Here is a 21,659-nt window from a genome sequence, read left to right as displayed (position 1 = left end):
ATGCTTATTCTGATACTCGGGGTTCTTTTGTGGGCCGGGGCCCATTTGTTCAAACGGTTGGCGCCGGCCAAACGCGCCGCGCTGGGCGACAAGAAAACCGCGCCGCTGGTGGCCACGTCGCTTCTGGTCGCGATCGTCCTCATGGTGATCGGGTTCCGCATGGCGCCGGTCGTGGACCTCTGGACCCCGCCGGCCTTCCTGCGGCATTTGAACAACCTGTTGGTGCTGATCGCGATCTACATGATGAGCCCGGCGCCCAAGCGCGGTGCGCTCCTGTCCGGCATGCGTCATCCGATGCTTCTGGGCTTTGCGCTTTGGGCCGTGGCGCATTTGCTGGTCAACGGCGATCTGGCGGCACTGGTCCTGTTCGGCGGTCTGCTTCTCTGGGCGCTCACCGAGATCGTGGTGATCAACCGCGCAGAGCCCGTTTGGGAAGGCCGGGAAAAAGGCAGCTATGGCAAGGATGCCATGTTCTTTGCCGCCTCCGTCGTGCTTTATGGCGTAATCGGGCTGATCCATGGCTGGGTCGGGCCCTCGCCATTCCCGATGTAAGGAGCAGGATATGAAAGCCTACAGGTTGCTGACCGAAGAGGACACATCCGCCTTTTGTCACAAGGTGACAGAGGCATTGAACAAGGGCTGGGTGCTTCATGGCTCGCCCAGCTACGCCTTTGACGCGAGCACCGGCAAGATGCGCTGCGCCCAGGCGGTCACCAAAGAGGCCGAGGGGGATTATTCCCCCGAGGTGAAACTGGGCGCGCTCTGACGCGAGGCGCCCATGGAGGAGGACAAGGGATGAAAACCAATCCGGGACGTTTTTTCGAGGACTACAGCATTGGTCAGGTGATCGAGCACGCCGTGCCGCGCACCGTGTCGGGCGGCGAACGCGCGCTCTATCATGCGCTCTACCCGGCGCGCCATGCGCTCTATTCCTCCGATGAATTTGCCGAGACCTGCGGGCTCGAGAAAAGCCCGCTCGACGATCTGATCGCCTTCCACGTGGTGTTTGGCAAAACCGTCCCGGATATCTCCCTCAATGCCGTGGCGAATCTGGGCTATGCCGAGGGGCGCTGGCTGAAACCGGTCTATCCCGGCGACACGTTGCGCTCGGTCTCCGAGGTGATCGGGCTCAAGCAGAATTCCAACGGCAAGTCCGGCGTGGTCTATGTCCGCACCAGGGGGCTCAACCAATATGACGAGGTGGTGCTCGAATATGTGCGTTGGGTGATGGTGCGCAAAGGCAATCTCGACGCGCCGGCGCCCGAGACCGTGATCCCGGAGCTTGCAAAGGTCGTGGCGCCGGAAGATCTGGTGATCCCGGAAGGGCTGGATTTCCTGCGCTACAATTTCACTCTGGCGGGCGAGGAGCATCGCTGGGCGGATTACGAGGTGGGCGAGAAAATCGACCATGTCGATGGTGTGACCATCGAGGAAGCCGAGCACATGATGGCCACAAGGCTCTGGCAGAACACCGCCAAGGTGCATTTCGACGCCACCAATCGCGAAGATGGCAAGCGGCTGATCTATGGCGGGCACGTGATCTCGATGGCGCGGGCGCTGTCGTTCAACGGGTTGGCCAATGCCCAGATGATCGTGGGTCTCAACGGTGGCGCGCATGCCAACCCGTGTTTCACCGGCGATACCGTGCGGGCCTATACCGAGGTTCTCGACAAGGCGGAGACCGCGGCGCCCGGCGTCGGTGCGCTGCGTCTGCGTCTCGTGGCCTACAAACATGGCGCGCCGGAGTTTGCCTATAAAACGGACGAGGGGAAATACCATCCCGACGTGCTTCTGGATCTCGACTATTGGGCGGTGGTGCCGCTCTGAGCCGGAGAACCCTGCAGCGACCTGTCAGACCAAAGAGGGGGCGCAGGGGGAGACACGATCGCGCAGTGGGAATCCATGCATAAGCGTGAATTTGTGATCGCAAAAAGGGCCATGCGGGTGTTGCATGGCCCTTTTATCAAGCAAATTCAAAATTATACCCATATTAATCCTACAAAAAACCTCAGAAAATGCGCTATGTGGAATTTTGTGATCACGGCAAGTTTCTTGTGATCACATAACTTGTTTTTGCGACCGGAAATGACCGGAAACCACAAATGTTAGCGCTCACAGGTGGTGACTCGGCGGATGAAAAGTATCATACGGGGAACAACCACAAACCGCATCAATCGTGAAAGGACGCCACCATGGCTGATGTGAATCGCGGCAACCGACCGCTTTCCCCCTTCATGTTCGTCAAATACTATCGGCTCCAGATGACCGCGCTTTCGTCGGTCATGGTGCGGATTACGGGCAACGCGCTGATCGCAGCCGCGTTCCTCTCTGTGTGGTGGCTCATCGCCGCTGCCGCCGGTCCCGAGTATTACGAATTCGTCAACGGACTGATCACCTGCTGGCTCGGGGACATCATCATGTTCCTGTCCGTCTGGGCGCTCTGGTACCATCTCGGCGGCGGTCTTCGCCACCTGATCTGGGACGCTGGCTATTGCCTCGACGTCGATATTTCCGAAAAAATGGGCTGGGCGATGTTCATCGGCGCCACGGTCCTGACGATCTTCACGGCTCTCGTGGTTTAAGGAGGCGACAATGGCATTTCTCACTGACCGCAAACGCGCTGCCAATCTCGGTTCCGCTCATCATGGTGCGGATCACCACTGGTTCATGATCACCTCGTCGATCGGCCTCTTGATCCTGGTGCCGCTGTTCATTTTCACCTTCGGCTGTGCGCTGGGCGGGACCTATGAAGAGGTCGTGGCCTATTACAGCCGTCCGTTCCCCGCGATCGTCGCCGGGCTGACGCTCGTGGTGTCGATGCTCCACATGATGCGCGGCTGGCAGATGATGGTCGAGGATTACACCGGCGGTTTCACCCGGGCCTTCCTCGTCATCGGCATGAATTTCTTCTGCTACACCCTGATCGCAGCGGGCCTCTTCGCCCTCGTGAAACTCGCGCTGTAAGGACTAGAATACGATGACAGCAGCATATGAATATGAAACTCACGAATATGACGTCGTGGTCGTCGGCGCCGGCGGCTCTGGCCTGCGCGCCACGCTCGGCATGGCCGAACAGGGGCTGCGCACCGCCTGTGTGACCAAGGTCTTCCCGACGCGCTCGCACACCGTGGCCGCCCAGGGCGGCATCGCCGCATCGCTCTCCAACATGGGGCCGGACAACTGGCAGTGGCATATGTATGACACCGTCAAGGGCTCCGACTGGCTCGGCGACACCGACGCGATGGAATACCTCGCCCGTGAGGCGCCGAAGGCGGTTTACGAGCTCGAACATTACGGCGTGCCGTTCTCGCGCACCGAAGAGGGCAAGATCTACCAGCGTCCGTTTGGTGGCCACACCACCGAGTTCGGTGAAGGCCCGCCCGTGCAGCGCACCTGTGCCGCCGCCGACCGCACCGGTCACGCGATCCTGCACACGCTTTACGGCCAGTCGGTGAAAGAGAAAGCCGAGTTTTACATCGAATATTTCGCCATCGATCTGATCATGTCCGACGACGGCGTGTGTCAGGGCGTGCTGTGCTGGAAACTCGATGACGGCACCTTCCACCTGTTCTCCGCGAAAATGGTGGTTCTGGCGACCGGCGGCTATGGTCGTGCCTTCTTCTCCGCCACGTCGGCGCACACCTGCACCGGTGACGGTGGCGGCATGGTGGCCCGCGCGGGTCTGGCGCTTCAGGATATGGAATTCGTGCAATTCCACCCGACCGGTATCTACGGCTCCGGCTGTCTGATCACCGAGGGTGCGCGCGGTGAGGGCGGTTACCTGACCAACTCCGAAGGCGAGCGTTTCATGGAACGCTATGCCCCGACCTACAAGGATCTGGCGCCGCGCGACTACGTGTCCCGCTCGATGACCATGGAGATCCGCGAAGGCCGCGGTGTCGGTGAACATGGCGATCATATCTTCCTCAACCTCAGCCACCTTCCGGCCGAGGCGCTGGCGGAACGTCTGCCGGGCATCTCCGAATCCGCGAAGATCTTTGCCGGTGTGGATGTGACCAAGGAGCCGATCCCGGTTCTGCCGACCGTGCATTACAACATGGGCGGTATCCCGACCAACTATCACGGCGAAGTGCTCAACCCATCGAAAGACGATCCGACCGCGGTCGTGCCGGGCCTGATGGCCGTGGGCGAAGCGGGCTGTGCCTCCGTGCACGGTGCCAACCGTCTCGGCTCCAACTCGCTGATCGACCTCGTTGTCTTCGGTCGTGCCGCCGCGATCCGCGCCGGTCAGGTCGTCGACAAGAAATCCCCGAACCCGGAGCTCAACATGGCCTCCGTGCAGAAGGCTTTCGATCGTTTCGACGGCATCCGCCACGCCAAGGGCAATATCGCCACCGCCGAACTGCGCCTCGAGATGCAGCGCACGATGCAGGCCGATGCCGCCGTGTTCCGCACCGACAAGTCGCTCAAGGAAGGCGTCGAGAAGATGACCGCCGTGGCCGCGAAAATGGATGACCTTCATGTCACCGATCGCTCGCTCGTGTGGAACTCCGATCTGATGGAAACGCTCGAGCTCACCAACCTGATGCCGAACGCGTTGGCCACCATCCACGGGGCCGAGGCGCGCAAGGAGAGCCGTGGTGCGCACGCCCACGAGGATTATCCGGAGCGTGACGACAAGAACTGGCGGATCCACACCATCTCCCGCGTCGAAGGCAACAAGGTCGAGCTCAGCTATCGCCCGATCATCGAAGCCCCGCTCACGACCGAGGACGAGGGTGGTATCAGCCTCGCCAAGATCGCGCCGAAAGCGAGGACATTCTGATGCGAGGGGCTGCTTTTGCTGCCCTTTCCGCTTTGATCCTGAGCGGTTGCGTGGAGAGTTCTCCCCTGGTGGAGGACACGACCCGCGTGGCCGCGAAAGGTGTCGTCAAAACGGTTATCAGCTCCAAATTCCCAGGAGTTGATGCCGATCTCTACGTGGACTGTGTGATGGACAATGCCAATACATCTCAACTTGTGAGCCTCGCGAAGGCCGCGGTGGTTGGGGTGGATTCCAGCACGGTGACCACGGTGACAGAAATCGCCAGCGAGCCCGAAACTCTCAAATGCGTTGCTCAGAACGGTCTGAGCGGCCTGCTCGGTTAGGAGAAAAAACGATGGTTCAATTCAACCTTCCCAAGAATTCCAAGATCGTGACGGGCAAGACCTGGCCGAAGCCGGAAGGCGCGACCAATGTCCGCAAGTTCCAGATTTACCGCTGGAACCCCGATGACGAAAAGAATCCGTCGGTGGATACCTATTTCCTCGACATGGACAAATGCGGTCCGATGGTTCTCGACGCGCTGATCAAGATCAAGAACGAGATCGACCCGACGCTGACCTTCCGCCGCTCCTGCCGTGAGGGTATCTGTGGCTCCTGTGCGATGAACATCGACGGGATCAACACGCTCGCGTGCATCTACGGTCTCGACGAGATCAAGGGCGACGTGCGGATCTTCCCGCTGCCGCATATGGACGTGGTCAAGGACCTGATCCCGGATCTGACGCATTTCTATGCCCAGCACGCCTCGATCATGCCCTGGCTCGAGACCAAGACCAACCGTCCCGAAAAGGAATGGCGTCAGTCGATCGAGGATCGCAAGAAACTCGACGGTCTCTATGAATGCGTGATGTGTGCCTCCTGTTCGACCTCTTGCCCGTCTTATTGGTGGAACGGCGACAAGTATCTTGGACCGGCCGCGCTGCTGCACGCTTACCGCTGGCTGATCGACAGTCGCGACGAGGCCACCGGCGAGCGTCTCGATATGCTCGAGGACCCGTTCAAGCTCTATCGCTGCCACACCATCATGAACTGTGCGAAAACCTGTCCGAAAGGTCTCAACCCGGCCAAGGCGATCGCGCATATCAAGAAGATGATGCTCGAACGCGCCCACTGAGGCAGCGCCTCAGGCACCGCTCAAGCACCGCAAAAGAGAAGCCCGGCCATTTGGCCGGGCTTTGTTGTCTTGGTCGTGTCGACTTGCGTTCTCGAAGAGAGCTCGCCGGGATCAGCCGCGGCTTTTCCTGCGACGGCGCAGTGCACCGAATCCGCCCAATGCCCCGAGCAGGAGCGGCGCCGTGGCCGGCAGCGGCACAGCGGGGAGGGAGGTATAGTCCAGCGAATAGGAGACGAAGTCGGCGTCATATTCCGCATGCGGGTTGACCCCGCCGCCAAGGTCAAACGCAATGTCGAACACGTCGTCGGCCAGAAGGGCCGCCATGGCGCTCGCACTGACGGTGAAAGTGTATTGGAGCAGGGAATCCCAATTCACGATCATGTCGGTGCCCGAGCTGGAATCCAGGGACAGGCCGGAGATGGAATTGCTTGTGACATAGTTGCTGCCGGGCAGGTTCGCCAGTCTCAGGGTGCCGCCAAGCGGTGCCAAAGTGACATCGGCATATTCTGTGTCGTAGAAATTGGTGCTGAAGTCGCCGTTCAGGGTGATCGACAGCGTGCCCGTGCCCCCGGCATATCCCGCCGCGGGTGTGGCAAAGCTCATGCTCTGGCCTTGGGTCGTGATGCTCTCGGTTTCGGTGATCGTGGCAGCCTCGGCGACGGTCGCCGCGCCAAGTCCGGCCAAAAGTGCTGTGCTGAGAATGATTTTCTTCATGAGTGCTTTCCTCCCTGGGCGCCAAAGCGCGGGGAGACCCGGCAGATTGGCTTCTTGCAACTGGTTACGTAATTTGTCCGTTAACTATGAACGATTCGCTGGCGACGATGGCAAAAGTTTTGTCTTTTGGGGCTGGGAATATGAACTAGATTGCCCCTACGGCACCTGAAATGGCGAAATTTGTGTAATTTTTGCGCATATCCCTTTTCAGCACAGGCCTCAGGAAAGGCTGTCGGACCTGTGCCGTTGCAACGGTTTCTTTCAGGAAGGATATGACGAGACCAATGCCCAATTATATTCCCGATGACGCCGATCAACGGCGCGCCGTTGCGCCCGTGATTTGCTACCCGACAGAGACCCTTCCAACGCCCGATCTGGCGCTCTATCGGCGCGCCCGAGAAGGGGCGGAAAAGATTGCCGAAGTGGTGGTGCCGCCGCGCGAGGCGGCGACATTCCGGGCGAGAGCCGGGCAGTTTTTCAGGATTTCGAGCATCGAAGGTCCGCAGGTCGGCGATTTCAACCTGTGGAATGCGCACGATCTCTCCGAACGTTTCTATTCCGGCAAGACGCGGGCGCTGCATGGCACGCATCTGGGCGCGGGGGCGCGGATGTGGAGCAGCTTCCCGCATCTGCGACCGATGGCGACCATCATCGATGACACGCTCGGCTGGTACGGGATCGATGAATACGGCGGCTCGGTCCATGATGTGATCGGCACCCGCTGCGATCCCTATACGAACAATCTTCTGTCCGGCGGGCAGTATCATCATTGCTGCCATTCAAACCTGACTCGGGCGCTGGCCGATGAGCTGGGGATCTCGCTGGCCGAGGCCGAGCCGCATGTGCATGACGTCTTGAACGTTTTCATGTGCACCGGTTTCACCCGTGACACCGGCCAGTATTTCATGAAGGCCTCGCCGGTGCGTCCCGGCGACTATCTGGAATTCTTCGCCGAGATCGACGTTCTGGGGGCGCTCTCGGCCTGTCCCGGCGGCGATTGTTCGGCGGAACATTCCTCGGATACGGCGGCCTGTCATCCGCTTCTGGTCGAGGTTTTTGCGACCAAGGGCGATGCGTTGAAAGGCTGGCGGTCTCCAGAGCCCAACGGCTATGATCGTCGTCACGGGCGGTGAGAACGGGGAGGGGCTGATGCAAAGCGAGGCGAGACAGGCGAAGCCGATGGTGATCCAGATCGGGTTCAACCGCTGCGGCACCCTGTCGTTTCACGAGATGATGTCGAAGAGCGGCTACAAAAGCCTGCACTGGCAGGATGATGACAAACAGGTTCTGGCCGAGCGGATGATCACCAATCTCTCGCTCGGGCGCGCGCCGTTTCATGGCTATGAAAAGGTGCAGGTCTTTTCCGATATCGCCCATCTCTCGGGGCGGGTCTTCATCGCCGGTGCCCGGTTCTTTCGCTCGCTGCACGAGGCCTATCCGGAGGCCTATTTCCTGTTCAACACCCGCGACCGTGGCGATTGGATCGCGTCGCGCGCCGCCCATGGGGAGGGCGGCTATCTCAGACGGTTCTGCAAACTGACGGGGGCCACGGAGGCGGAAGTCTTTGCCGCCTGGGGCGCCTATTACGATCTGCACAGCCGAGAGGTCATGGACTATTTCACCACACGTGATGCGCGCTTCCTGCGGTTCGAGCTGGGCCAGGACGGGCCGGAAAAGATCGCCGACTGGCTGGCGCCGGATTTTATTGTCGATATTGGCTTTTGGCGGCGCAAGAACCGCAATCGTCAAAGCGAAGTGCTGCGTCGGCAACTCGATCTCGACTGACCGGCCCGCGCCCTCGCCTGTGGTTTTCTGAACAGAGCGCTGCGCGGCTCTGTGCCTTGGCGCCGCGGCGTGGCAGGCGTAGAGAAAGACCATGATCCTTCTTATCCCCCTCATTCTGATCGCGCTCTATCTGGGCATGTATTTCATGCGCACCGAGCGGACCTCGGACTGTCGCTGGCGCCAGACCGGGCGGGAGCAAGATGAACGCTTGTGGCGCTGTCAGGTCTGCGGCGCCGAGGCCCGCACGGAGAAGGGCGAGCCCAAACATTGCGGTGCGACGGCGCCGAAACTCTGAGAAGCTCCGCGCACACGTCCTGGGTTTTCTGCGTTGCGGCATGCGCATGGCGACTATGCGCCATTAGGGGGCTGTCATTTGCCCCGCCCCAGCATACCTCTGTGCACAAGGGAGAACGGAAACGAACCCTGAACGGAGCCTGTGAAATGACCCTGCACGATGTTGCACTGAAAGAAGCTGACACCAACGAGACCACGATGAAAGTCTCCGACTGGCTGGAATACTATGCCCCGAGCTCGCCGGTTGCGGTGAAGGTCGAACAGATCTCCACGTCGAAACTCGATGTGCTCGACCAGATGTACGCCTATTACGAGTGATCCGATCCTCGTGATGAGATGAAAAAGCCCCGCCGGTTGAGCGGGGCTTTTCTTTTGCAGAGATCGCTCAGGCGAGCCTGTGTGCGAGGCGCAATCGACGAAGGGTTGATTTGAGCCCTTTGGGGACATTGGGAATGGCGCGCCACCGCCCGGAATAGCAACGCAGTTGCCCGGGCGTGCGGTCATGCTGAAAGCATGCCTCCGGCATGACCCGTCCCGGCGGTCAGGCGCATTGCCATCCTCGCGTGGTCGATCTGATCTTTCTCGGACTTGGCAGGCATAAAGCGCAACGTCCAGTCGTTGCAGCGCCTGCCCACGGTCCGGCGCACGCCCTCACGTCAGTCCGGTGATCAATGTCCGCTCCGTCCCGCAAAGCCCTCCTTGGTCCACTGTTCGGCCAGTTTGAGGCCAAGATCCTCAGCAGTAGCGTTCCACTCCGACCATCTGCATATCGGAATAGCGGTCCCCTGCGGCCCAGCCGGCGGGCAGGATCTGTTCGAGTTCCCAGAGGTCGTCTTCCGACAGGCCGATCTCTGCCGCATCGGCCCAATCGGCCAGGTGTTCCTTGGTGCGCGTGCCGGGGATCGGGATCAGATGATCACCCTGGTGCAGCACCCAGGCCAGCGCCAAGGCCGGGGCGGTGACGCCTTTTGTCTCGGCATAGGCGCGGAAGGCGTGGATATAGTCGAGATTTTCCGACCAGTTGGGCTCCATGAAACGCGGGTTCACCTTGCGGAAGTCCGCCGCATCGAAGCTGGCCGGATCGAGATCCGCAACCCCGAGCGCGCCACGTGCGACGGGGGAGAAGGGGATGAAGGCGATGCCCAATTCCTCGCAGGTCTGGATCACGCCGAGTTCCGGCTGCCGGGTCCAGAGCGAATATTCGTTCTGCACCGCCGTGACCGGCACCACCTTATGGGCGCGTTTGATCGTCGCGGGCGCCACTTCGGAAAGGCCCCAGGCGTCGATCAGCCCCTCTTCGATCAGCTTGCCCATGGTTTCGGCGACTTTCTCCACCGGCAATTCCTGTTGCCGGCGATGGATGTAATAAAGCTCGACCTTGTCGCGGTTCAGTTTGGTGAGCGAGCTCTCCAACTCGGCGCGGATGTAGTCCTCTTCATTGTTGAAGGCGCGCGGTGGCCCAGGGATGATGCCGACCTTGGTGGCAAGCGTCACTTGCGCCCCGGTTTCCTTGAGATACTGCCCGACGATGCGTTCGGACCGGCCCATGCCGTAGAGATTCGCGGTGTCCCAGAAATCGATCCCGGCGGCCTCGGCGGCGGCTAGGGTCTCGAGCGAGGTCTCATCATCGGCGGTGCCGAAGAACCCGGCAAAGCTCATGCAACCGAAGCCGATTGCGCCCACCATCGGGCCATGTGCGCCAAGCTGGCGTTTGGGCATGGACATGGATGTCCTCCTGTCTCGTCTTGAATGGATAAGGCCGCCCGGAAGGGGCGGCCCGTTTTAGTTAGTTTGCATGCGCAGAAAAATCCAGCCTCAGGCGAAGGCCGCTTCGAGCGCGATCTCGACCATGTCGCCAAAGCTCTTTTCGCGCTGGTCCGAAGGCAGGGCCTCATGGGTGATCAGGTGGTCCGAGACGGTCATCACACCCAGCGCGCGCACGCCGTGGCGGGCGGCGACCGTGTAAAGCTCGGCCGCTTCCATCTCGACGCCGAGGATGCCGTGGCGGATCATCACCTCATCGAGATCGGGACGCTCGGCATAGAACACGTCGGAGGAGTAGATATTGCCGACATGGACGCCGGTGTCCTTTTTGCGGGCCGAGGCGACGGCGGCCTCCAACAGGCCATAATCGGCGCAGGGCGCATAGTTGATTTCCTTGAAGAACCCGCCTGAGGGGGTGGTGCCCTGGGTCGTCGCGGTCATCGCGATCACCACGTCGCGCACCTTGATATTCTCCTGCATTGCGCCGCAGGAGCCGATGCGGATCAGCGTCTTGGCGCCATACTCGGAAATCAGCTCATTGGCATAGATCGACAGCGACGGCATGCCCATGCCGGAGCCGTGGATGGTGACGCGGTTGCCCTTATAGGTGCCGGTAAAGCCCAGCATGCCGCGCACCTCATTGACCAGAACGGCATCCTCGAGGAAATTTTCCGCCGCCCATTTGGCGCGATAGGGATCGCCGGGCATCAAAACGGTTTCGGCAATATCGCCGGGCTTGGCGCTGATATGGGGGGTGGGCATGTGCAAATCTCCGTGCCATCTGAAACGCCGACAGCCTATAGGCTGGGGCGCAAAGGGCAAGCGACCTCGCTGCGTAAATCAGTGCAGAATTTCAAACCCGCTGGTGACGTTTTCCATGGCGTGGCTGACCTGAACCTCGCGGACAGCGGCGGCGCCGGGGCCTTCCCACATGGCGCTCAACAACCGTTCCACCGGCTCTTCCGCCCCGCACAGCAGTGCGGCGACCGACCCGTCGACCTCGTTGCGGACCCAGCCGGTGATGCCTTCGCTGTCGGCAAAACTCTTGGTCCAGGCGCGATAGGCGACGCCCTGAACCTTCCCCAGAATCCGAACATGTCTGGCGATGCGTTTCATCCCCTAAAGGTAGCGCCCCGGAAGGATATTTCCAGTGTGCCGCCCTGTTCGCAGCTATTCAGCGGCCTGAGACGCCGGATCGACCAGCGCGACGATGTCGAACATGATGCGGTTCAGTTCGAAATCCTTGGGCGTGTAGACCCGGGCCACCCCCATCGCCAGGAGCGATGTCGCATCCTCTTCCGGGATGATGCCGCCGACCACGACCGGAATATGGCCGAGACCCGCGTCGCGCATCTGAGCCATGAGATCCTCGATCAGCGGGATATGCGAGCCAGACAGGATCGACAGGCCGACCACGTCGGCGCCATCCGCACGTGCCGCTTCGACAATCTCGCCGGGCGTCAGACGAATGCCCTCATAGGCGATCTCCATACCACAGTCGCGGGCCCGCGCGGCGATCTGTTCGGCGCCGTTCGAATGGCCGTCGAGGCCCGGCTTTCCGACGAGGAACTTGAGCTTGCGGCCCAGAGCGGTGGAGACACGCGCGACCTCTTCGCGAATTTCGTCCAAGCCCTCGGTGCGGTTCGACGGGTTCGCCGACACACCTGTCGGGCCGCGATACTGGCCGAAGGCGGCGCGCACAACGTCGCCCCATTCGCCGGTGGTGGCGCCGGCTTTCGCCGCCTTGATAGAGGCGGGCATGACATTGGTGCCGCTGGCCGCCGCTTCGCGCAGCTCCTTCAATGCCGCTTGCACCGCCGCCTCATCGCGGCTTTCACGCCAGGCGGAGAGACGGGCGACCTGATCGGCCTCGGCCTCCGGATCGGCTTTCATGATGCCGCCATCACCGGCGGTGAGCGGCGAAGGTTCGCCCGTGGTCCATTTGTTGACCCCGACCACCACCGTGTCGCCGGCCTCGATCTTGGCGATGCGCTCGGCATTGGCCTCCACCAGGCGCGATTTCATATATTCGATCGCATCGATGGCGCCGCCCATGCCGTCGAGCGTTTTCAGCTCTTCCAGCGCGCCGGCTTTCAGCGCCGCGACCTTGCCTTCGACCGCCGGGTTGTTGTCGAACAGGTCGCCATATTCCAACAGATCCGTCTCATAGGCGAAGATCTGTTGCATCCTGAGCGACCATTGCTGATCGAACGGGCGGGGCAGGCCAAGTGCCTCGTTCCAGGCCGGGAGCTGTACCGCGCGGGCGCGGGCGTTCTTGCTGAGCGTCACCGCCAGCATCTCGATCAGGATACGGTAGACGTTGTTTTCCGGCTGCTGTTCGGTGAGACCCAGCGAGTTGACCTGCACCCCGTAGCGGAAACGGCGGAATTTCGGGTCCTCGACGCCATAGCGCTCGCGAGTGATCTCATCCCAGAGCTCGACAAAAGCGCGCATCTTGCACATTTCGGTGACAAAGCGGATGCCGGCATTCACGAAGAACGAGATCCGCCCGACCATGGCCGGGAAGGCCTCGGCGGGGACTTTCTCTTTCAGGTCGTCCAGCACGGCGATGGCCGTGGCTAAGGCAAAGGCCAGTTCCTGTTCCGGTGTCGCGCCGGCTTCCTGCAGGTGGTAGGAACAGACGTTCATCGGGTTCCATTTCGGCAGGTGTTCGCGCGTGTAGGCGGCGACATCGGTGATCATCCGCAGCGACGGGCGCGGCGGGCAGACGTAAGTCCCGCGCGACAGGTATTCCTTGATGATGTCATTTTGCACCGTGCCCTGAAGCTTCGAGACATCGGCGCCCTGTTCCTCGGCCACGGCGATATAGAGCGCCAGCAACCACGGCGCGGTGGCGTTGATCGTCATCGAGGTGTTCATCTGTTCGAGCGGGATCTGGTCGAACAGCATGCGCATGTCGCCCAGATGCGCGACGGGCACACCGACCTTGCCGACCTCGCCCTTGGAGAGTTCGTGGTCGCTGTCATAGCCGGTTTGGGTCGGCAGGTCGAAGGCGACGGAAAGCCCGGTCTGGCCTTTCGAGAGGTTGGTGCGATAGAGCGCATTCGACGCTTTCGCGGTCGAGTGACCCGCATAGGTGCGGAACAACCACGGACGGTCCTTTTTCACCTCTTCTGTCATGCCGGTCATCGCAAACCTCCCATTCATGTCGTGCAAGAATATTACTCAGTCGATGTTATGCGTGGAATATTGTGCCAATGTCAATTCGCCGCAACGCGGCGGAGCAGGAAAATTTCACGTATTTGCATGGGGTGAAATTATATTTCCTGGAAGATTTCGATGTAATTCCCTTGTTTTATTGGGGTTTTACAAATTTTCTGCGTTTGCTCGGTTATAAAATTACAAAATTGATTGCGTTAGCATTGCATAATTACTTTGCGGGGCGTATCACCATGTCAGAGATCGTGCGATTCTGCGTTGCGGCGCAACTCTGGGAAAGCACGGGGCCCCCGGTCCGTAAACCATGTAGCGGTGGGGGGGGTCGCGACAGAATATGGAGGAGAGAGACATGGCGCTCGATACGAACCAGCCGGCCTACCAGGCCGAAGAGAAAGAGCTCTACGAGATCGGGGAAATCCCGCCGATGGGCTATGTGCCGCCGAAAATGTACGCCTGGGCGATCCGCCGCGAGCGTCACGGCGAGCCGGAAACATCCTTCAAGAACGAGGTGGTCGACACGCCCGCGCTCGACAGCCACGAGGTGCTCGTCCTGGTGATGGCCGCCGGGGTGAACTACAACGGCATCTGGGCCGGTCTCGGCGTGCCGATCTCGCCTTTTGACGGCCATGGCGCCGAATATCACATCGCCGGTTCCGATGCGTCCGGTATCGTCTGGGCCGTGGGCGACAAGGTGAAGAACTGGAAAGTCGGCGATGAGGTGGTGATCCACTGCAATCAGGACGATGGCGATGACGAGGAGTGCAACGGTGGCGACCCGATGTTCTCGCCCAGCCAGCGGATCTGGGGCTATGAGACCCCGGATGGCTCTTTTGCGCAGTTCACCCGGGTGCAGGCGCAGCAGCTCTTGCCGCGTCCGCAACATCTCACCTGGGAAGAGAGCGCCTGTTACACGCTGACGCTGGCGACCGCCTACCGGATGCTGTTCGGCCATCACCCGCATGAGCTGAAACCGGGTCAGAACGTTCTGGTCTGGGGCGCCTCGGGGGGCTTGGGCTCTTTCGCGATCCAGCTGATCAATGCGGCTGGCGGCAATGCCATCGGTGTGATCTCGGACGAGGACAAGCGCGAGTTTGTCATGGGGCTGGGCGCCAAGGGCGTGATCAACCGCAAGGATTTCAACTGCTGGGGCCAGCTGCCGACGGTGAACACGCCGGAATATAAGGAATGGTTCAACGAGACCCGCAAGTTCGGCAAGGCGATCTGGGAATTCACCGGCAAGGGCAACAATGTCGACATCGTCTTTGAGCACCCGGGCGAAGCGACCTTCCCGGTCTCCTCTTTCGTCTGCAAGAAGGGCGGTATGGTGGTGATCTGTGCCGGGACCTCCGGTTTCAACTGCACCTTCGATGTGCGCTATATCTGGATGCACCAGAAGCGTTTGCAGGGCTCGCATTTCGCGCATCTGAAACAGGCGGCCGCCGCGAACAAGCTGATGATCGAAAAGCGCATCGATCCTTGCATGTCCGAGGTCTTCCCCTGGGACGAGATCCCGGCCGCGCATATGAAAATGCTGAAGAATCAACATAAACCCGGCAATATGGCGGTGTTGGTTCAGGCGCCGAAAGAGGGGCTGCACACCCTGCAGGATGTGCTGGACGCCGGAAAATAAGGCATCTTGCTCTCGACGAGGGGATTTCTGATCGCCCCGCCCGGTTTGTCCCGGGCGGGGCTTTTTTCGTGACCGTTGCCTTTGTGCCATGATCGGGAATGGCGTTAACCTTTAGCATAACGCGATCCGCGCCGGCAGGCCCCCGGAAGGCCGGTGGCAAGTGCGTGAAAGTTAACGAGATATTTTATTTCAGGGGGTTACAGTTCCACACCTCGCTATTTTTGGGGAGGGTAAAAACGCGAATTTCAAAATGCGAAACTTATGTCTAATTTTGAAAATGTATCTACCAGAGCAGGGAAAAGAGGGTTTACATGCGCAACGATTGGATTCTTGATGTACTCACGGATCTGCGGACATTCGCGGAACAAAACGGGTTGAAAGCCAGCGCCGAACAACTTTCGGATGCCTGTCTTGTGGTCGCAGCAGAGCTGTCGAAAAAGGATTCGGAGGCGCTTTCGAACCGGGTGGGGGTACATGACGACGGAGTTGCAAAACTTTCTGGAGGACATCCAGCAAGTTGATGATTTCGCTGAATTTCAGGACGCGACCGTCAGGCTGCGCGATCTCCTGAAGGTTACTCATGTTGTTTATCATTGGGTAAACAGCGTGGGAGAGAGATTTGGCGCAGGCACCTATTCTTCGGAATGGGTCGATCGCTACCTCGAAAAAGATTACCTACGCATGGATCCGGTCATCTTTGGCTGTTTCCAAAGATTTACCCCCGTCAACTGGAAGCAACTCGACTGGTCGTCGAAAGCCGCGAAAGCGTTTTTCCGCGATGCGCTCGACTATGGGGTTGGCAATCAGGGCTGGACCATCCCCATTCGCGGACCCAATGGCCAGTTCGCGCTGTTTACCCTCAATGGCGATGTTTCGGATGCGGCCTGGGAGCGTGTGATCGCGCGCTACGAGCGGGATCTGATGGTGATCGCGCATGAGTTCAACAAGAAAGCTCTGGCTTTCGATTCCCATGAAGAGGGCCAAGCCTGTCCGTCCTTGTCGCCGCGGGAAGCCGCCGCGATTACGCATATTGCCAAAGGGTTGAGCCGGGGGCAGGCGGCGTCGGAAATGGGCATTTCCGAGCACACGCTGCGGGTCTATGTCGAATCGGCGCGCCACAAGCTTGGCGCGATGAACACGACTCACGCGGTGGCCCGGGCGCTTTCCATGGGCTTGATTATCGTCTGAAATTTCCCGGAAGCCGGCGTTTTTTCCTGTCGTATGTTAACTATGATTAATTTTTAGTCAAATGACGTAGCGTCAACTTCTGGCAAAGTGGCCCTGAATTCAATCAACGGGGGGTTGCTAGGATATGGTTAATAATTGGTGGATAGCGTCTCTCTCATCTGACAGAGATAGGAGCACTCCCCAATGCTACGCTATATTTACGCAAACGACCTTTATCAGTACCCCCTCTTGCGCGACACCATGTTCCAGGACCGCGCCGACCAGTTCAAACGCCGTCTCGGATGGGACGTGCATGTGAACGAGGCCGGCGAGGAGCGCGACGAATATGATGACATGAACCCGCTCTATGTGATCTGGGAAAAGCCCGATGGCACCCATGGCGGCTCGATGCGGTTCCTGCCCACCACTGGCGACACCATGGTGAACGACCACTTCCTGCATCTCACCGACGGGGTTCGGATCGAAAGCCCGTTCATCTGGGAATGCACACGTTTTTGCCTTGCCCCGGGGGCGGATCGTCAAGTGACCGCAGCTTTGACCCTTGGCGCGGGTGAGATCATGGAAGAGTTCCACCTCGAGCATTTCGTCGGTGTGTTCGATCCGCGCATGGAGCGGATCTACAGTCTCATGGGGCTGGTTCCCGATGTACTGGGCCGGACCGGCGAGGGGCGCGAGGCGATCGGGGTCGGGCTCTGGGACATGCACGAGGATGTTTTCGAACCGACGCTCGACCGTGCCGGGATCGACCGCGAGACCTCGAAGCGCTGGTTCCACGAGGCCTTCGAACATCGTCCGATTCCCGATCTGCGTGCGATCGCCTGATCGGATGCGCGTCAGCACTGGCGAAGCCTGTGGCGGCCCTGTAGGGTCGCCGCATGACAGAGACCGTGCTCAGATTTTCCGAAGATCAGGCCGAGGCCTATGATGCCATCGGCGCCATGCTGCTGCGCGTGGGGATCGATCTCGACGATGGTATTTTGACCCCTCTGGGCAGCGACAAGACCCAGCTCTGTGCGGTGATCGGCAAGGCCGGTTCCGGCAAGACGCTGCTTCTGGCCCAGCTTTACAAGGCGCTCGAGGAGATCGGGGTCGAGATCGTCTCGGGCGATTACGAAGGCAAGAAACGCAAGGATCGCCGCACGCTGGCCATTTTGGCTCCGACCAACAAGGCGGCTTCGGTGCTGCGCAACCGCGGCGTGCCGGCGACCACGATTCACCGTATCCTCTACACCCCGGTCTATGAACCGAATTACGAGAAAATCGCCGACTGGCTGGCCGGCAATGGCGACCGGCCCGATATCGAAGGTCTGGAGATCGAAGGGCTGACGGATGAGGCGCTCGATCGCGCCTATGGGTTCTACCAGAACAACAAATCCATCCCCGGGGCGCTGGCGGCGGCGGGGCTCAGAGGTTCGGATTTCATCACCGGCTGGAAACGGCGCGAGGACCCGCTCGACATCGGGTTCATCGATGAAAGCTCGATGCTCGACACCCGCCAGTTCGAGGACTTGCAGGAGATCTTTCCGACCCTCGTGCTGTTCGGCGACCCGGCGCAGCTGGCGCCAGTGAACCAATCCGGTTCCATGGTGTTCGAGGCCCTGCCGGAGGAAAAACAACATATCCTGCACCGGATTCACCGGCAGGAGGCGGACAGCCCGATCCTCGATCTCGCCCATGCGCTGGCGGACCCGCAATTGGGCTTCGAGCAATTCGAACGGATGATCGAGGAGGCGGCGCGCAAGGACGAGCGCGTGGTCTATGCCCAGCGGGTCGAAAGCGATCTGATGGCGCGCTCGCCCGTTCTCGTCTGGCGCAATGCCACGCGGATCCGGCTCATTCAGGCGTTTCGCAATGTCTTCGACGCGCCGGCGGATGCGCTTTTGCCCGGCGAACCGCTGATCTGCGACGGCATCGAGCTGCCGATGAAACATCGCAAGAAGCGGCTGGATCTTGAGGCGCGGGGCCTGATCAAGGGCGCGCAGGTGGTCTATCTCGGCCCGGGGCGCAAGCCGGGGTTCTCGCGGCTCCATGTCATGGGGGCGGAAGACCCGAATATCTCGGCGGCCTCGATCGTGAAGATCGAAATGCCGGACGAGGAAGAGCCGTTCATCCCCTATGCTGCCCGCATGGGCGCGGCCTTTCTGCACGGGGCTGCGGTGACCATTCACAAGGCGCAGGGTTCGCAATGGGATGATGTTCAGGTCTTTGCCCCGGATCTCTACGCCGCGGCGCGGGTCGGGCGGATGGAGGCGGGCATTCCGCTGTGGAAACGTCTGGCCTATGTGGCGATCACCCGGGCGCAAACCCGGCTCTTGTGGGTGACAAAGGCGCGTCTGGCGAAGCCTTCGGGGCCGCTGACGGTCGCCGATCTGACCGCCAAGACCGCGGCGCCCTTGACGCTCGAGGCCGAGACGGATCAGGCTCAGGGCGGTTTTTTCTAGGCAGAGTCGCCAGAGGGCTCAGCGTCGGATCAGCCGGAACAGGGCGGAGGCGCCCCAACCGGACAGCCCGGCCACCGCCAGCGCCAGAAGGCCATAGATCAGCGCGTTGTCATAGGCCAGCATGTAGAGCCAGCGTTCGATCCCGACCTTTTGCACATTGATCGATGTGCCGTAGCTGTCGATCACCTCGCCGCCGCGCAAAAGGAAGATCCGCGTGGTATAGGCGCCTTCGACGATATTGGCCGGAAGCGCGATGGCGGTGTCGAACAACGTGTCCTGTACCAGTGAAACCTCGCCCTCGCGGGTGCGATAGAGATCGTCCTTGTGGCGGATGCGGATCAGCGCATCCCGGGCGGGCGTGCCGCGCAGGCCCGGCAGGATTCGGTTGTCGGCGGTGATCTTCCACAGCGCATCGGTGAGACGCGGCAGGACGTCGTCGAGCGGGCGGGTCGTGGCGACCGTGTAGAAGGTCGGGGTATGGCCGATCACCTCGGCCTCGACATTGATCCAGATGCCGAAACGCCGGTCCTTGCGCCGGATGGTTTCGACCCGTTCGGGGCCGGCGACGGTGATGATCACGTCCAGCGGTTCGCCCTCGGGCGCCGGCTTGTCCCGTTTGATCGCGCCAAAGACGAGGATTTCCGAACCGTCGAAATTCGCGTTGACCGAGACCCGGGTCTGCGACAGCGCGGCGACCACCTGTTCGGCCTGGGCCGACAGTGGCAGGAGCAACAGGGCGATGAGGGCAAGCAAACGAGACATCAGGCCCCCAGCGAATAGAGGTCTTTGGGCGGGATCAACAGGTCGATCCCGAGCTTGAGACAGACCGCCAGCACCAGAAGCGCGAGAAGGATGCGCAGTTGTTCGGCCTTGAGCTTGAGCCCGATCTGAGTGCCGATCTGTGCCCCGATCACGCCGCCCACGAGCAACAGAAACGCCAGGAGCACATCCACCGTGTGGTTGGTGTAAGCGTGCAGCAGGGTGGTGAAGCCGGCGGTGAAAATGATCTGGAACAGCGAGGTGCCGATCACCACCTTGGTGGGCATGCCGAGGATATAGATCATCGCCGGCACCATGATGAACCCCCCGCCAACGCCCATCACCGCACCGAGCATGCCGACCATGACGCCGACCCCGATCGGCGGGATGGCGGAGATATAGAGCCCGGAGGCACGGAATTTCATCTTGAAGGGCAGGGTGTGGACCCAGAGATGTTTCTTGCGCTCAGGCCGACCGCCCGGGCGCCCCTTGGCACGTTTGATCGCGCGCAAGGATTCGATCAGCATGAGAAAACCGATGATGCCGAGAAACACCACGTAGCACAGGGTGACCAGCAGATCGACCTGACCCATGGCCTTGAGAATGTTGAAAATCTGGATGCCGATGGCGGAACCGACGAGACCGCCGGCCAAAAGCACGAGGCCCATTTTCAGATCGACCGTCTTGCGTTTGAAATGCGCCAGCACACCGGAGACCGAGGAGGCGACGATCTGATTGGCGGAGGTGGCCACGGCGACCGCCGGCGGGATGCCGACGAAGAACAGCAGAGGCGTGATCAGGAAACCGCCGCCGACGCCGAACATGCCGGAGAGCACCCCGACGATGCCGCCCAGCCCCAGAAGGGTGAAGGCATTCACCGAAACCTCTGCGATGGGAAGGAAAATCTGCATGTGCTGGCTCTCGCGGCGTCTTTTCTCAGGAATGCATTGATTTTCCTGTGCCGTCAAACACTGAGCCGCGTTGCAGAAAGAAAAAGCGGGCCCGAAGGCCCGCTTTCACAACATCTGAAATCTGGTTTCAGCGTTCCTTGACATAGGGCTGACCGCCGGCGCGCGGCGGGATCGCCTTGCCGACGAAGCCGGCGAGGATGATCACCGTCAGGATATAGGGTAGGGCCTGCATGAATTGCACCGGAATGGTGAAATCGCCCAGAGCAATCGACTGGTAACGATTGCCGATGGCTTCCAGCAGACCAAAGAGCAGGGTCGCCGAGAGCGCGTACCACGGCCGCCATTTGGCAAAGATCAGCGCGGCCAATGCGATATAGCCACGGCCGGCCGACATGTCCTTGACGAACCCCGCGGCCAGCGAGGCCAGATAGGTGCCGGCCAGGCCACAGAGCACACCGGCGATCACCAGCGCCATGTAGCGCAGCCGCACCACGGAGATGCCGGCGGTATCCACCGCACCGGGGTTTTCCCCCACGGCGCGCAGGCGCAGACCAAAGCGGGAGCGATAGAGCACCCACCAGGAGAGCGGCACGGCGGCCAGCGCCACATAGGTCAGCGCGGTGTGGCCGGAGATCAGTTCGTCATAGGCCGGGCCGATCACCGGGATTTTTGCCAGCGCATCCGAGAAGGGCAGGTTCCAGGGCTCGAACCGGCCATCGCCGGACAGCGACGGCGTGCGACCGCCCAGCTTGAACCAGCTCTGGCCGATCACGACGGTGAGACCGGCGGCCAGAAAGTTCAGCGCCACGCCGGAGATCAGCTGATCGCCCTTGAAGGTGATCGAGGCCAGGCCGTGCAGCATCGAAAAGGCCAGAGAGCCCGCGACCCCGGCCAGAAGCCCGACCCAGATCGACCCGGTGACCGCGGCCACGGCACCCGAGAGGAAGGCGGCGGCGAGCAGCTTGCCCTCGAGGCCGATGTCGACAACACCGGCACGTTCGGAAAACAGACCGGCGAGACAGGTCAAAAGCAGAGGCGTGGCCAGACGCACGGAACTGTCGAGAATCTGGATGATCGTGAGATAGTCCATCGA

25 protein-coding genes are annotated in these 21,659 nt (G+C 60.8%); 17 read left to right on the top strand and 8 right to left on the bottom strand.

From position 1 onward, the window contains the following. From BM151_RS09190 to BM151_RS09155, 8 genes are all read left to right on the top strand, one after another. A complete protein-coding gene (locus BM151_RS09190) occupies positions 1-552 on the top strand; it encodes an NnrU family protein (RefSeq protein WP_090060253.1) in 552 nt (183 codons plus the stop codon). A gap of 10 nt (positions 553-562) precedes the next feature. After that, positions 563-766 carry a DUF1737 domain-containing protein gene (locus BM151_RS09185; RefSeq protein WP_090060252.1) on the top strand — a complete coding sequence of 68 codons (204 nt, stop codon included), beginning with the start codon at positions 563-565 and terminating at the stop codon, positions 764-766. 29 nt (positions 767-795) lie between these two features. Next, on the top strand, positions 796-1,827 hold the full coding sequence (locus BM151_RS09180; protein WP_090060250.1) for a MaoC family dehydratase: 1,032 nt from the start codon (positions 796-798) through the stop codon (positions 1,825-1,827). 365 nt (positions 1,828-2,192) lie between these two features. Continuing rightward, the gene (gene sdhC / locus BM151_RS09175; protein ID WP_090060249.1) at positions 2,193-2,582 is read left to right on the top strand and encodes a succinate dehydrogenase, cytochrome b556 subunit; all 390 of its coding nucleotides are present in this window, start codon (positions 2,193-2,195) and stop codon (positions 2,580-2,582) included. Positions 2,583-2,592: 10 nt separating this feature from the next. Beyond that, positions 2,593-2,964 carry a succinate dehydrogenase, hydrophobic membrane anchor protein gene (locus BM151_RS09170; protein WP_090060247.1) on the top strand — a complete coding sequence of 124 codons (372 nt, stop codon included), beginning with the start codon at positions 2,593-2,595 and terminating at the stop codon, positions 2,962-2,964. 13 nt (positions 2,965-2,977) lie between these two features. Next, positions 2,978-4,786 (top strand): succinate dehydrogenase flavoprotein subunit, encoded by a 1,809-nt coding sequence (sdhA, locus tag BM151_RS09165; protein WP_090060246.1) that lies wholly within the window; start codon positions 2,978-2,980, stop codon positions 4,784-4,786. Beyond that, entirely contained in the window at positions 4,786-5,109 is a 324-nt protein-coding gene (locus BM151_RS09160; RefSeq protein ID WP_090060244.1) for a hypothetical protein, read from the top strand. The genes sdhA and BM151_RS09160 overlap by 1 nt, the downstream gene beginning before the upstream one ends. An 11-nt stretch (positions 5,110-5,120) precedes the next feature. Beyond that, positions 5,121-5,900 (top strand): succinate dehydrogenase iron-sulfur subunit, encoded by a 780-nt coding sequence (locus tag BM151_RS09155; RefSeq protein WP_090060243.1) that lies wholly within the window; start codon positions 5,121-5,123, stop codon positions 5,898-5,900. 111 nt (positions 5,901-6,011) lie between these two features. Here the strand turns inward: BM151_RS09155 and BM151_RS09150 are convergent, their stop codons facing one another. Next, the gene (locus tag BM151_RS09150) at positions 6,012-6,614 is read right to left on the bottom strand and encodes a VPLPA-CTERM sorting domain-containing protein (protein WP_090060242.1); all 603 of its coding nucleotides are present in this window, start codon (positions 6,612-6,614) and stop codon (positions 6,012-6,014) included. 284 nt (positions 6,615-6,898) lie between these two features. Between BM151_RS09150 and BM151_RS09145 the strand changes: the two genes are divergently transcribed. The 4 genes from BM151_RS09145 (at position 6,899) to BM151_RS21620 (ending at position 9,011) form a co-directional block, all read left to right on the top strand. After that, on the top strand, positions 6,899-7,747 hold the full coding sequence (locus BM151_RS09145) for an urea carboxylase-associated family protein (RefSeq protein ID WP_090060240.1): 849 nt from the start codon (positions 6,899-6,901) through the stop codon (positions 7,745-7,747). Then, on the top strand, positions 7,725-8,399 hold the full coding sequence (locus BM151_RS09140) for a sulfotransferase (protein WP_090060238.1): 675 nt from the start codon (positions 7,725-7,727) through the stop codon (positions 8,397-8,399). Before BM151_RS09145 ends, BM151_RS09140 begins: the two co-directional genes overlap by 23 nt. Positions 8,400-8,490: 91 nt before the next feature. Then, positions 8,491-8,694, top strand: a complete 204-nt coding sequence (locus tag BM151_RS09135) for a hypothetical protein (protein WP_245781160.1) — start codon at positions 8,491-8,493, stop codon at positions 8,692-8,694. A 146-nt stretch (positions 8,695-8,840) separates the two neighbouring features. Then, entirely contained in the window at positions 8,841-9,011 is a 171-nt protein-coding gene (locus BM151_RS21620) for a hypothetical protein (RefSeq protein WP_177213081.1), read from the top strand. Between the two features lie 417 nt (positions 9,012-9,428). Here BM151_RS21620 and BM151_RS09130 read toward each other — a convergent pair whose 3' ends face one another. From BM151_RS09130 to BM151_RS09115, 4 genes are all read right to left on the bottom strand, one after another. Continuing rightward, a complete protein-coding gene (locus tag BM151_RS09130) occupies positions 9,429-10,418 on the bottom strand; it encodes an aldo/keto reductase (RefSeq protein WP_342714561.1) in 990 nt (329 codons plus the stop codon). 90 nt (positions 10,419-10,508) lie between these two features. Beyond that, positions 10,509-11,219, bottom strand: a complete 711-nt coding sequence (deoD, locus tag BM151_RS09125) for a purine-nucleoside phosphorylase (RefSeq protein WP_090060237.1) — start codon at positions 11,217-11,219, stop codon at positions 10,509-10,511. A gap of 78 nt (positions 11,220-11,297) precedes the next feature. After that, complete coding sequence (locus tag BM151_RS09120) at positions 11,298-11,573, bottom strand: acylphosphatase (RefSeq protein ID WP_090060235.1); 276 nt, start codon at positions 11,571-11,573, stop codon at positions 11,298-11,300. Positions 11,574-11,627: 54 nt separating this feature from the next. Further along, a complete protein-coding gene (locus BM151_RS09115) occupies positions 11,628-13,598 on the bottom strand; it encodes a protein meaA (RefSeq protein ID WP_090060742.1) in 1,971 nt (656 codons plus the stop codon). A 388-nt stretch (positions 13,599-13,986) separates the two neighbouring features. Between BM151_RS09115 and ccrA the strand changes: the two genes are divergently transcribed. The 5 genes from ccrA to BM151_RS09095 all read left to right on the top strand — a co-directional run bounded on the left by ccrA (position 13,987) and on the right by BM151_RS09095 (position 18,896). Further along, on the top strand, positions 13,987-15,267 hold the full coding sequence (ccrA, locus tag BM151_RS09110) for a crotonyl-CoA carboxylase/reductase (RefSeq protein ID WP_090060234.1): 1,281 nt from the start codon (positions 13,987-13,989) through the stop codon (positions 15,265-15,267). Between the two features lie 311 nt (positions 15,268-15,578). Continuing rightward, positions 15,579-15,788: a hypothetical protein gene (locus BM151_RS21440; RefSeq protein WP_143093079.1), complete on the top strand. Its 210-nt coding sequence runs from the start codon at positions 15,579-15,581 to the stop codon at positions 15,786-15,788. Then, the gene (locus BM151_RS09105) at positions 15,742-16,455 is read left to right on the top strand and encodes a helix-turn-helix transcriptional regulator (protein WP_090060232.1); all 714 of its coding nucleotides are present in this window, start codon (positions 15,742-15,744) and stop codon (positions 16,453-16,455) included. Before BM151_RS21440 ends, BM151_RS09105 begins: the two co-directional genes overlap by 47 nt. Positions 16,456-16,638: 183 nt before the next feature. Then, on the top strand, positions 16,639-17,277 hold the full coding sequence (locus tag BM151_RS09100; RefSeq protein WP_090060230.1) for an acyl-homoserine-lactone synthase: 639 nt from the start codon (positions 16,639-16,641) through the stop codon (positions 17,275-17,277). A gap of 53 nt (positions 17,278-17,330) precedes the next feature. Beyond that, positions 17,331-18,896 carry an ATP-dependent DNA helicase gene (locus BM151_RS09095; protein ID WP_090060229.1) on the top strand — a complete coding sequence of 522 codons (1,566 nt, stop codon included), beginning with the start codon at positions 17,331-17,333 and terminating at the stop codon, positions 18,894-18,896. An 18-nt stretch (positions 18,897-18,914) separates the two neighbouring features. On the opposite strand, the gene BM151_RS09090 is transcribed toward BM151_RS09095, so the two are convergent. The 3 genes from BM151_RS09090 to BM151_RS09080 form a co-directional block, all read right to left on the bottom strand. Then, positions 18,915-19,658 carry a TIGR02186 family protein gene (locus BM151_RS09090; RefSeq protein ID WP_177213080.1) on the bottom strand — a complete coding sequence of 248 codons (744 nt, stop codon included), beginning with the start codon at positions 19,656-19,658 and terminating at the stop codon, positions 18,915-18,917. Next, a complete protein-coding gene (locus BM151_RS09085) occupies positions 19,658-20,566 on the bottom strand; it encodes a sulfite exporter TauE/SafE family protein (RefSeq protein ID WP_090060226.1) in 909 nt (302 codons plus the stop codon). Before BM151_RS09085 ends, BM151_RS09090 begins: the two co-directional genes overlap by 1 nt. Before the next feature lie 127 nt (positions 20,567-20,693). Then, positions 20,694-21,656 carry an ABC transporter permease gene (locus BM151_RS09080; RefSeq protein WP_090060224.1) on the bottom strand — a complete coding sequence of 321 codons (963 nt, stop codon included), beginning with the start codon at positions 21,654-21,656 and terminating at the stop codon, positions 20,694-20,696. Between the last annotated feature and the right edge of the window lie 3 nt (positions 21,657-21,659).

The sequence above is a fragment of the Celeribacter neptunius genome (assembly GCF_900113955.1).
Classification (GTDB): domain Bacteria; phylum Pseudomonadota; class Alphaproteobacteria; order Rhodobacterales; family Rhodobacteraceae; genus Celeribacter; species Celeribacter neptunius.
The sequence above is the reverse complement of the archived record's forward strand: the minus strand, read 5'-3'. Positions and strand labels throughout refer to the sequence as shown.